The organism is Hydrogenophaga sp. (genome assembly GCF_030158645.1).
Classification (GTDB): Bacteria; Pseudomonadota; Gammaproteobacteria; order Burkholderiales; family Burkholderiaceae_C; genus Hydrogenophaga.
Window position 1 is genome coordinate 1 of record NZ_JAOASO010000077.1, and the last position, 10,363, is coordinate 10,363.

At 68.8% G+C, this 10,363-nt stretch carries 10 protein-coding genes and 2 pseudogenes; 6 read left to right on the forward strand and 6 right to left on the reverse strand.

Features of this window, described 5'->3' with window-relative positions:
* Nucleotides 1-770: pseudogene (locus tag Q1W68_RS07575) on the forward strand (allantoin permease); the annotation flags it as partial.
* Between the two features lie 20 nt (nt 771-790).
* Here Q1W68_RS07575 and thiD read toward each other — a convergent pair.
* Entirely contained in the window at nt 791-1,642 is an 852-nt protein-coding gene (gene thiD / locus Q1W68_RS07580) for a bifunctional hydroxymethylpyrimidine kinase/phosphomethylpyrimidine kinase (RefSeq protein ID WP_300648880.1), read from the reverse strand.
* 32 nt (nt 1,643-1,674) lie between these two features.
* Here thiD and Q1W68_RS07585 point away from each other — a divergent pair, with 32 nt between their 5' ends.
* From Q1W68_RS07585 to Q1W68_RS07600, 4 genes are read left to right on the forward strand one after another with little or no spacing between them, the layout of a single operon-like run.
* Nucleotides 1,675-2,763 (forward strand): FAD-dependent oxidoreductase, encoded by a 1,089-nt coding sequence (locus Q1W68_RS07585; protein ID WP_300716033.1) that lies wholly within the window; start codon nt 1,675-1,677, stop codon nt 2,761-2,763.
* 7 nt (nt 2,764-2,770) lie between these two features.
* Complete coding sequence (gene thiS, locus Q1W68_RS07590) at nt 2,771-2,968, forward strand: sulfur carrier protein ThiS (protein ID WP_300716035.1); 198 nt, start codon at nt 2,771-2,773, stop codon at nt 2,966-2,968.
* 17 nt (nt 2,969-2,985) lie between these two features.
* On the forward strand, nt 2,986-3,792 hold the full coding sequence (locus Q1W68_RS07595; protein ID WP_300716036.1) for a thiazole synthase: 807 nt from the start codon (nt 2,986-2,988) through the stop codon (nt 3,790-3,792).
* Nucleotides 3,789-4,730: a thiamine phosphate synthase gene (locus tag Q1W68_RS07600; protein ID WP_300648874.1), complete on the forward strand. Its 942-nt coding sequence runs from the start codon at nt 3,789-3,791 to the stop codon at nt 4,728-4,730. The genes Q1W68_RS07595 and Q1W68_RS07600 overlap by 4 nt, the downstream gene beginning before the upstream one ends.
* 6 nt (nt 4,731-4,736) lie before the next feature.
* Here Q1W68_RS07600 and Q1W68_RS07605 read toward each other — a convergent pair whose 3' ends face one another.
* The 5 genes from Q1W68_RS07605 to Q1W68_RS07625 are packed head-to-tail and all read right to left on the reverse strand — an operon-like array spanning nt 4,737 to nt 10,109.
* Nucleotides 4,737-6,011, reverse strand: coding sequence for a cation:proton antiporter (locus Q1W68_RS07605; RefSeq protein ID WP_300648872.1), 1,275 nt, complete (start codon nt 6,009-6,011; stop codon nt 4,737-4,739).
* 58 nt (nt 6,012-6,069) lie between these two features.
* Entirely contained in the window at nt 6,070-8,136 is a 2,067-nt protein-coding gene (locus Q1W68_RS07610) for a catalase (RefSeq protein WP_300658624.1), read from the reverse strand.
* A gap of 14 nt (nt 8,137-8,150) precedes the next feature.
* The gene (locus Q1W68_RS07615) at nt 8,151-8,699 is read right to left on the reverse strand and encodes a ferritin-like domain-containing protein (RefSeq protein ID WP_300648868.1); all 549 of its coding nucleotides are present in this window, start codon (nt 8,697-8,699) and stop codon (nt 8,151-8,153) included.
* A 40-nt stretch (nt 8,700-8,739) separates the two neighbouring features.
* Nucleotides 8,740-9,630: an OmpA family protein gene (locus tag Q1W68_RS07620; protein WP_300648866.1), complete on the reverse strand. Its 891-nt coding sequence runs from the start codon at nt 9,628-9,630 to the stop codon at nt 8,740-8,742.
* A 38-nt stretch (nt 9,631-9,668) separates the two neighbouring features.
* Nucleotides 9,669-10,109 carry a DUF4398 domain-containing protein gene (locus Q1W68_RS07625; protein WP_300648865.1) on the reverse strand — a complete coding sequence of 147 codons (441 nt, stop codon included), beginning with the start codon at nt 10,107-10,109 and terminating at the stop codon, nt 9,669-9,671.
* Nucleotides 10,110-10,283: 174 nt separating this feature from the next.
* On the opposite strand from Q1W68_RS07625, the pseudogene Q1W68_RS18395 reads away from it, so the two are divergent.
* Nucleotides 10,284-10,363: pseudogene (locus Q1W68_RS18395) on the forward strand (general stress protein CsbD); the annotation flags it as partial.

Consider the following 10,363-nt stretch of genomic DNA (forward strand, 5'->3'; position numbering starts at 1 on the left):
TCGCCTCGCTGGCCTGGCTCACCTGGCAGTTCGGCACGCGCCTGCAGGCGCAAGGCTTTGAGGCTTTCTGGAACCGCCCGGGCGCCGGTGGCATGGGCCTGTTCTCGGCCATGGACCTGGTGATGGCGATGCCGGTGTCGTGGCTGCCGCTGGTGGCCGACTACGCTCGCCACGGCAAACGGGCCGCCACCACGCTGGGCGGCACCTGGCTGGGCTATGCGCTGGCCAACATCTGGTGCTACGCGCTGGGCGTGCTGGTGGTCAGCACGGTGGAGCCGGGCACGAATCTGGTGGGCGCCTTGCTGCTCGCACAAGGTGGCCTGATCGCGCTCGGCCTGATCCTGCTGGACGAAATGGACAACGCCTACGGCGACGCGCACTCGGGCGCGGTCTCGGTGCACAGCCTGCAGCCGCGCTGGAGCATCCAACGCGCCGGTCTCGCGTTTGCGGCGGTGTGCACGGTGCTGGCGCTGTTCCTGCCGATCCACGCGATCGAGCCGTTCCTGCTGTTGCTCAGCTCGGTGTTCGTGCCGCTCTACGGCGTGATCCTGGGCCGACTGGGCAGCGGTGCGGTGGTGCCGAGCGTGACCGCACGCACGGTGGACTGGAGCGCGGCGGCGGTGTGGGTGGCCGGCATTGCCTGTTACCACCTGCTCAAGCAATACGCGCCCGATCTGGGCTCGGCCTTGCCCACGCTGGCCCTGACCTTCACGCTGGCCGCGCTTTCGCGGCCGCGCAACGCGGGTGGCCTCACCCCCGCCCGGGCCTGATGGTCAGGCCGCTCGGCGCTTCAGTCCCGTGCGCGCTTGTGCTGCGCCACGGGCGCGAAGCCGTGGTTCAAAGGCCCGTGACCAGCGCCGGTGTACGCGTCGGCGCCCTGTTCGATGGCCTGCAGGATGTAGGCACGGGCCAGCGCCACCGCGCGGTCCAGCGGCTGACCCAGCGCGAGGTGCGATGCGATGGCCGACGACAAGGTGCAGCCCGTGCCGTGGGTGTTGCGGCTCTCGATGCGGCGCGAGACCAGGCGCTGTGCCGGACCGGGACCGGTCACCAGCAGATCGGCCACCTCCATGCCTGGCAGGTGCCCTCCCTTGAGCAACACCGCGGGTGCACCCATGGCGAGCAGATCGCGCGCGGCGGCTTCGAGTTCGCCGGCCGATCTGATGGTGCGGCCGAGCAGCAAGGCGGCTTCATCGAGGTTGGGCGTGATGACGGTGGCCAGCGGGAACAGCTCGTCCACCAGCACCTGCACCGTGGAAGGGGTGATGAGCGTGTCGCCCGAGGTCGCCACCATCACCGGGTCGAGCACCACGCGCTGCACCCGGTAATGCTTCAGGGCCCAGGCCACCGTGCGCACGATGTCGGGCGCGTGCAGCATGCCGATCTTCACCGCGTCCACACCAATGTCGTCGAACACGGCAGACAACTGCGCCTTGAGCATCTCGGGCGGCACGCCGTGGATGGCGCTCACGCCCAGGGTGTTCTGCGCGGTCAGCGCGGTGATCGCCGTCATGCCGTAGCAGCCCAGCGCCGCGAAGGTTTTCAGGTCGGCCTGAATGCCGGCACCGCCGCCGCTGTCGGAGCCGGCGATGGACAGGACGCGCGTGTAGCGTTGGGGTTCGCTTGGAGCTTGATGAGGCATGGCGCGCATTGTGGCAGCGCTCAAGGACATTGATGACGATCGCAAAAAATTCCACCGCCGTGGTGCTCGGGGCGGGCCTCATGGGCCGGCTGCTGGCCTGTGCGCTGGCGCAACGCGGCCACCGGGTCGAGGTGTTCGACGCCGGCGGCCCGTTGGCTGAGAACGCCGCCGCGCGCGTGGCCGCGGCCATGCTCGCGCCGCTGGCCGAATCGGCCGTGACCGAACTCCCCGTGGTGCGCATGGGGCAGCACGCGCTGAAGCGCTGGCCGCAGCTGCTGGGTGCGTTGGCGCAGCCGGTGTTCTTTCAGCAAAGCGGCACGGTGGTGCTGTGGCACCGGCAGGACACCGCCGAGGCCGAACGTTTCTCGGGCCAGCTCGCGCGCACCTCGACCGCCCTGCCCTCGCTGCCACACGCGCAGCGCATGGACGCGGCCGGACTCACCGCGCTGGAGCCTTCGCTCGAACACCGGTTTGCGCAAGGCCTTTACCTGCCCGATGAAGGCCAGCTCGACAACCGCGAACTGCTGGCTGCGCTCGCCCACCAGATGCAGGTGCTCGGTGTGACCGTGCACTGGAACAGCCCGCGCATGCCCGACGAGGTGAACCCCGGGCCCGACTCCTGGCTGTTCGACTGCCGCGGCCTCGGTGCCCAGCCGCAGTGGGGCGCGCTGCGCGGCGTGCGCGGCGAGGTGGCGCGGGTGCACGCGCCGGGCGTGAGCCTCTCGCGCCCCACGCGCCTGCTGCACCCGCGCTACCCGCTCTACATCGCACCCAAGCCGGGTGGCATGTTCGTGATCGGCGCCACCGAAATCGAGTCGGACGACCTCTCGCCCGCGAGCGTGCGCTCCACGCTGGAGCTGCTGAGCGCGGCCTACACCGTGCACCCCGGTTTTGGCGAAGCGCGCATCATCGAGATGGGCGTGCAGTTGCGCCCCACCCTGCCCGACAACCTGCCCCAGATCCGCCTGAGCGGGCCGCGCCGCATGCAGATCAACGGTTTGTACCGCCACGGTTTCCTGATCGCGCCGGCCATGCTCGATGCCGCGCTGCAGGCGATGGACAATGGCCACTCCGCGCTGGCCGAACAATGGGGCCTGTCGCTCCAGCACACGGTCCACTGAACTCCCCATGAACGTCTTGATCAACCAGGAACCGCTCGAGCTGCCCGAAGGCGCCTCGCTGGCCGACGCGCTGCGTGTGTGCGATCCGCCGGCCGTGTTCGCGGCTGCGGTCAACCTGCAGTTCGTGCCCCGCAGTTCCTACGCGGCGCGTGTGCTGGCCGAAGGCGACCGCATCGAAATCATTGCCCCGATCACGGGAGGCTGAGGAACACCGCCATGGACATGACCAACCCACCGACCCACGACGACCCGCTGATCCTCTACGGCGAGGTGTTCCAGAGCCGCCTGATGCTCGGCACTTCGCGCTACCCCTCGCCCGCCACGCTGGAAGCCGCCGCGCGACGCGCCCAGCCGGCCATGCTCACCGCCTCGTTGCGCCGCCAGGGCGCGGTGCAGCCCGAGGCCGGCGCCGCGTTCTGGAAACTGCTGCAAGACCTCGCCGTGCCGGTGCTGCCCAACACCGCCGGCTGCCACAGCGCGCAGGAAGTCATCACCACCGCGCAGATGGCGCGCGAGGTGTTCAACACGCCGTGGATCAAGCTCGAACTCATCGGCGACGACTACAGCCTGCAGCCCGACACGCTCAACCTCGTGGACTGCGCGCGCCAGCTGATCAACGAGGGCTTCAAGGTGCTGCCCTACTGCACCGAAGACCTGGTGCTGTGCCAGCGCCTGGTCGACGTGGGCTGCCAGGCCGTGATGCCCTGGGCCGCGCCCATCGGCACCGGCCGCGGCCCGGTCAACCCCTACGCCATGCGCCTGCTGCGAGAGCGCCTGAGCGTGCCGCTGATCGTGGACGCCGGCCTGGGCCTGCCGTCCCACGCCTGCACCGTGATGGAGTGGGGGTTTGATGCGGTGTTGCTCAACACCGCGGTGGCGCTCGCCCAGTCCCCGGTCGACATGGCCGGTGCGTTCGCCGATGCCGTGCGGGCCGGTCGAGCGGCTTACCGCTCGGGCGCGATGCAGCCACAAGACAGTGCGCAACCCAGCACCCCGGTGCTCGGCACCCCCTTCTGGCACCACCCATGATCGTCACACGCCACACCGAGCTGAACCAGTCGATGCACGTGGAGGCGATGGCGCAGTCCATCGTGCTCGCCCACCACACCACGCTCGCCCTGCCCGTCGAGCCGCTGGCTCAAGCGCTCAAAGGCGATGCGGGCGATCTCGTGTTTGCCGCGGCCTTGCTGGCGGCCCACCGCCTGGGCTTCGTGCCAGCCGATGCGCTGTGCGTGGCGCAGGCGTGGTCGCGGCAGGCGCTGCGCACCGGTGAATTCCACCCCGGGCAGTGGCCCACCGAGCCCGCCGATTTCGGCATGCGCCCCTGGCCCCGCTCCGACGCGTTCGAACCCTGCCCGGCATCGCTGGGCCTCTATGCCGTGATGCCGGACGCCGCCTGGACCATCCGCATGGCGCGCGCCGGTGTGCCCACCGTGCAGCTGCGCTTCAAGTCGACCGATGCCACAGCGGTTCGCGCCGAGGTCATGGCCACCGTGGCGGGCGTGCAAGGCACGGGCGCGCGCCTGTTCATCAACGACCACTGGGCGCTCGCCATCGAGGCCGGTGCGTACGGCGTGCACCTCGGTCAGGAGGACCTGCAGGCCATGACACCGGCCAGTCTCAAGGCCATCCGGGACGCCGGCCTGCGCCTGGGCCTGAGCACGCACGGCTACGCCGAGATGCTGATCGCCGACCAGCACAGCCCCAGCTACATCGCCATGGGCGCGGTCTTCCCCACCACACTCAAGCAGATGGCCACCGCGCCGCAGGGCACGGGCCGGCTCGCCGTGTACTCGAAGCTGCTGCGCGAATACCCGCGCGTGGCCATCGGCGGCATCGACCAGGCCTCGCTGCCGGCGGTGCTGGCCAGCGGCGTGGGCTCGGTGGGCGTGGTGCGTGCGCTGATGGCGGCGGAAGATACCCCCGCGGAAGTGGCTGCCTGGAACGCGGCACTGAACGCCGTGTAGGTGGAGTCAGGCGGCCCCGCGCCGCCACACCAGGTTCATCAGCGGCTTGACACTCAGGCCGTGCAGCACGATGGACATGGCCACCACGATCAGCGTGAAATGCATCAGCTGCAGCGCCAGCGGCTCGGGCAGGCCGTGCTGGATGGCGTACATCAGGTAGTAGAGCGAGCCGATGCCGCGCACGCCGAACCAGCCGGTCATGCCCAGCATGCGTCGCGGGGTGCGGGTGCCGAACAAGCCGACCAACACACTGAGCGTGCGCGCCACGCCAAACAAAAACAGCGCCAGGCCGACGGCCGACCAGCTCCAGGAATCGAGGTAGAGCGAGCCGCCCAGCAGCAGCACCAGCAACAGCTCGGACAAGCGCTCCAGGTGCTCCTTGAACACCAGCGAGCCGCCGCTCACGGACGGGGGTGGTTCTGACGGGAGATCCACCGGCACCGCCACCACCTGCTGCGCAGCCCGTGCGGACAGCTTCATCTCGGTCTGGCGCAGTGCCACCGCAGCGAAGAACACGGCCAGAAATCCCAAGGTGTGCAGCTGCAGGCTCACGCCGTACACCAGCGCGATCAGGCCCAAGCCGAGAAAGTCGTCGAGCAGGTGGCGCTTTTGCTGTGCCCCGCGCAACCACCAACCCAGGCGCGCCAGCGCCCAGCCCGCCAACACCCCCATCGCAACGCCTCCCGCGATGCCCCAGACCACATCCACCAGCAGCCACCGCACGCCAACTTCGCCCAGATCGTGCAGACCGAGCAGGCCCAGGCCGAGCATCACGAACGGGAACGCGGTGCCGTCGTTCATGCCGGCCTCGCTGGTGAGCGTGAAGCGCAAGCGGTCGCGGTCGCCAGGGTGGCGGCTCTGAACGTCGGTGGCCAGCACCGGGTCGGTGGGGGCCACGATGGCCCCGAGCAAGATGCCCGCGCCCAGCGGCAGGCCCAGCGCATAAAACGCAAAGGCTGCCACGAGGCCCACGGTGAGCGCCATCGACAGGGTCGCCAACAACAGCGGTGCGCGCCATGCCGCGACAGCAAAGGGCACGGGCATCTTCACGCCCGCCGAAAACAGCGATATCAACACCGCCACTTCGGTCAACACCTCCAGCAGCGGCGCTTCGCGCAGCGGGTTGAACCGGAACGCGTCCACACCGGTGGGCCCGAGCAACAGGCCCACCCCGAGGTACAGCATGGCGGAGGTGACAGGCACCCGTTTGAGCAGGGTGGACGCCACGCCGATCACGAGCAGCAAGGCGCCCACCAGCGCAAACCACTGGGCGTTGCTCACCGTTCAGACCCCGGGCTGCGCACCCCTGTGCGCCGTGCCTGGGTCCGCTCGCAGCCGGTCACGCCAGCGTGCGCACCGACTTCTCGCGCGCCCACTGGCGGGTGGCGGCCGCCTTCAGGAACGCCTCGACATCGCCCACAGCCACCACGCCGGCGTCGGGTTCGATGCCGCTGGCCATGAGCAGGGCCTGCGCCCCGGCATCGGTGGCAATGGCCTTGAGGTGGCCGAACGCATCGCGCACGAAGTCGACCGCCGCTGCTTCGCGGCTCAAGGTCTGGCCCGCGGCGTCCGACAGCACCAGCGCCACGGCATCGAACAACACGGACGGCGTGCCGGCCAGCTGCCCATCCACCGCCAGCTTCTTGCCGTTGGCCAGCGTGATGCCGCCCACGCGCGGTGCGACGATCTTCACGCGGGCACCCGCGTCGACCACGGCCTTCTTCAGCGACGCAATGGCCGCACCGTCCGAACCGTCGGCCACCAGGATGGCGACACAACGCCCGGCCAGGGTGTCTTGGGCGTTGTCGATGATGCTCAAGGCCGCCGACGGTGCCAGGTCCTGCACCGGCTGGGCCGGTGTGGCCGCTGGCGGCAGGGCGTCCATGCCCAAGCCATCGGCCACACGCTGCCCCAGGGCTGTGTCGATCACCAGCAGGTGGGCCACCATGGCCTCGCGCACGTGGGGGTGTTCCACCTTGGAGAGCTCGAACACCAGCGCCGAGGCCAGGTGCGCCTGCTCGGGTTCGCTCTGACTGATCCAGAACTGGCGCGCCTGGCTGTAGTGGTCGGCAAAGCTGGCCGCACGCACGCGACCGCGTTCGCCGCCTTCGTCCAGCGCCACGCTGGTGAAGCCCTTGGCATGGTCCGCACGCGGCGCGTCGGGCGACAGCGTGTTGGGCTCGTAGGCCACGCGTCCCGCGGGTTGCGCCATCTGCATGTGACCGTCGCGCTGCTGGTTTGCAAACGGGCACTGGGGCGCGTTGATCGGAAGCTGCGCGAAGTTCGTTGAGCCCAGGCGCGAGAGCTGCGTGTCCAGGTACGAAAACAGGCGGCCTTGCAGCAGCGGGTCGTTCGAAAAATCGATGCCGGGCACCAGGTGCGAGGGACAAAACGCCACCTGCTCGGTCTCGGCAAAAAAGTTGGTGGGCCAGCGGTCGAGCACGAGGCGCCCGATCACCTGCAGTGGCACCAGCTCTTCGGGAATCAGCTTGGTGGCGTCGAGGTGGTTGAATGGAAACTTGTCGGCCTCGGCTTGCGTGAACAGCTGCACCGCGAACTCCCACTCGGCCACCTCGCCCGCACCCAACACCTCAAACAGCTCGCGGCGGTGAAAGTCCGGGTCGGCGCCGGCGATCTTCACGGTTTCGTCCCACACGGTGGACTGCATGCCCAGCTTGGGTCGCCAGTGGAACTTCACGAACGTGGGGTTGCCCTGGGCATCGATCAACCGGAAACTGTGCACGCCGAAACCTTCGATCATGCGCAGCGAACGCGCCAGCGTGCGGTCCGACATGATCCACATCACCATGTGCATGGACTCGGGCGTGAGCGAGATGAAATCCCAGAAGGTGTCGTGCGCCGATGCGGCTTGTGGAAAGCCCCGGTCGGGCTCCATCTTCACCGCGTGCGCGAGATCGGGAAACTTGATCGCATCCTGGATGAAGAACACCGGGATGTTGTTGCCCACGATGTCCCAGTTGCCCTGGGCCGTGTACATCTTGATCGCAAAACCGCGCACATCGCGCGGCGTGTCGGACGAGCCGGAACCGCCGGCCACGGTGGAAATGCGCGAGAACACCGGCGTCTTCACGCCGACCTCGGTCAGCACCTGGGCCGTGGTGTAGCCGGCCAGCGAATGCGTGAGCTCGAAGTAACCGTGCGCGCCGGTGCCGCGCGCGTGCACCACGCGCTCCGGAATGCGCTCGTGGTCGAAGTGGGTGATCTTCTCCCGCAGGATGAAGTCTTCCAGCAGCGTCGGGCCCTGGGGGTGCGCGCGCAGCGAGTTCTGGTTGTCCGAGACCACCAGACCTTGTTGTGTGGTCAGCGGTGGGTGTTCCGCGTTGGCGTGCTGGTGCAGTTCGCCGCCGGTGCCCAGATGGGCGTCCTGTGCTGGAGACTTCTTCATGGGAGTTCCTTGCATCAGCTGGACTTCGCCGGCACCTGCGTCAACAGGTCGGCCAGTTCATCGGCATGCTCCTCTTCCACCGCGAGGATGGATTCGAGCAGGCGGCGGGTGGTCGGGTCGTCGTTGCCCAGGGATTCGATGGCATGGCGGTAGCTGTCGATGGCAATGCGCTCGGCCACCAGGTTCTCGCGGATCATGTCGCTCAACGTGACGCCTTCGACGTACTCGGCGTGGCTGCGGCGCGTGAGCGAATCGGGCGAGAAGTCGGGCTCACCACCGAGCTGCACGATGCGCTCGGCCAGCTGGTCGGCGTGGCCCTGCTCTTCGTTCGAATGCACCAGAAACTCGGCCGCCGTGGCGTGCGAATGGATGCCGCTGGCCATGAAGTGGTGGCGACGGTAGCGCAGCACGCACACCAGTTCGGTGGCCAGTGCGCTGTTGAGCGTGGCAATGACCTCGGTGCGGTCGGCGCTGTAGCCGGCGGTCACGGCGCCCTCTTCCATGTGTTGGCGCGCGCTCTTGCGCAGCAGGTTGATGTCAAGCGGTTGGGTGGTGGTGTTCATGGGTGTTCCGTTGGGTTGCAAGCGTGGGGAGGTGTGGCGCTCAGCGCGCCTGGATCTGACCGCCCGCGTCGGAGAGCACGATCTCGACGCGGCGGTTCATCTGGCGGCCGGCGGCGGTGTCGTTGGACCCCACCGGGTTGGCCTTGCCGTAGCCGCGCGAAGCCACGCGGCTGGATGCAATGCCCTGGCCCAGCAAAGCCACGCGCACGGCGTCCGCGCGTTCGGTGGACAAGGTCTGGTTGTAGGCGTCGGCACCGGTGCTGTCGGTGAAGCCTTCCACCAGCACGCTGCGCTGCGGGTCGGCCTTCATCGCCTCGGCCAGCTGGCCCACCATGCGCATGCCGGCCGGCTTGAGTGAGGAGCGGTCCACGTCGAACAACACATCGCCCAACGTGATCACGAAGCCGCGCGGTGTCTGCTTGGCGTTGAGTTCGGCCATGCGGGCTTCGAGCAGGCGGTTGCGCTCCATCGCCAGCGCGGTCTGGCGCTGGGCTTCTGCGGTGTCCGTGCGCGCGGTGCTCGCACTGCGTTGCGCCTCGGCGGCAGCGCGTTGGGCCGCGTCGGCCTCTTGGGTGCGGGCCTGCAGCTGGGCGCTGGTGCGCGCGGCACCGGCGTTGGCGACGCTGAGCTCGGCGGTCTTGAAGTTCACCGTCTCGCGCACGATGGACGCGCGCTGCGAAGCCACGTAGGCCAGGTGGTTCACCTGGGCCACGTCGGCACCGCTGTTCATCGCGGCGTTGGCCGCGTTGAGGGCGTCCGACGCCTGGCGCAGTTCGGCGGGGGCCTGGTTCTGTGCGCGCGGATCGGCTTGCACGGTGCGGAAATCTTCCCGTGCCTGCTCCAGGCTGACGTTGGTCGGCGGCGTGGTGCTGCAGCCGGCCACGATGGCCAGTGCGGTGAGGGAAAGTGCGAATCGGTGGATGGGCTTCATGGGGTTGTCCTGGGGAGTGTGGGGTGTGGGTCGGGTGCTCACTGGGGCGCCGTTCGGTTGATTTCCTGGCGCAGCACGCGGCCGTCTTCGCGCAGCTCACTGGCGGCGCGGTCGGCACGTCGGCTGCGGGCCTTGGCCTCGGCCAGACGCGCATCCACCTGCACTTCGTGCGAGAGCATCAGTGCGCGGTCGTGTTGCTCCTGCGTCATGGCGGTGTCGGCCATGGCCTGCTTCTGGCGGGCCAGCGTCAACTCGGCGGGTGCGAGTTCGGCAGCACCGGCGCGCGCAGCGGCGTCGATCGCGGCTCGCGAGAGCGCCAGCTCTTGCGTGGGAGCGGGGATCCTGGTGGCGCAGGCCATGAGGGTCAGCGCCAGCGCCGTGACGGCGGTCAGGCCGAGCCAGCGCACCGCCGGCGTGCGGACCGGCAAGGCCGGCGTCGACACCGTGGAGGGGGCAAAGGATGGCGTGGTGGTGTTCATCGAAATGTCTTTCAGGTCGTCAGGGCCGGGTTGGCCGCTGAACGCAGCATGGGCGCGTGGTCGGGTGGTGTCGGTGCCTTGGCGCACAGACCTCCGCGCAGTCAGCGCATAAAAACGGTTCAGGCGGCACGCACAACCGTGCTCGTGGAAGCCGCCCCAACCAAAGGACATCACATGAACTGGGACACCATTCAAGGCAACTGGAAACAACTCACCGGCCGCGCCAAGCAGCAGTGGGGCAAGCTCACCGACGA

Excerpts from the sequence above, each read along its gene's own strand:
- thiD (WP_300648880.1), bottom strand. The coding sequence starts at position 1,642 with ATGCCTCATCAAGCTCCAAGCGAACCCCAACGCTACACGCGCGTCCTG.
- Q1W68_RS07585 (WP_300716033.1), top strand. The coding sequence starts at position 1,675 with ATGACGATCGCAAAAAATTCCACCGCCGTGGTGCTCGGGGCGGGCCTC.
- thiS (WP_300716035.1), top strand. The coding sequence starts at position 2,771 with ATGAACGTCTTGATCAACCAGGAACCGCTCGAGCTGCCCGAAGGCGCC.
- Q1W68_RS07595 (WP_300716036.1), top strand. The coding sequence starts at position 2,986 with ATGACCAACCCACCGACCCACGACGACCCGCTGATCCTCTACGGCGAG.
- Q1W68_RS07600 (WP_300648874.1), top strand. The coding sequence starts at position 3,789 with ATGATCGTCACACGCCACACCGAGCTGAACCAGTCGATGCACGTGGAG.
- Q1W68_RS07610 (WP_300658624.1), bottom strand. The coding sequence starts at position 8,136 with ATGAAGAAGTCTCCAGCACAGGACGCCCATCTGGGCACCGGCGGCGAA.
- Q1W68_RS07615 (WP_300648868.1), bottom strand. The coding sequence starts at position 8,699 with ATGAACACCACCACCCAACCGCTTGACATCAACCTGCTGCGCAAGAGC.
- Q1W68_RS07620 (WP_300648866.1), bottom strand. The coding sequence starts at position 9,630 with ATGAAGCCCATCCACCGATTCGCACTTTCCCTCACCGCACTGGCCATC.
- Q1W68_RS07625 (WP_300648865.1), bottom strand. The coding sequence starts at position 10,109 with ATGAACACCACCACGCCATCCTTTGCCCCCTCCACGGTGTCGACGCCG.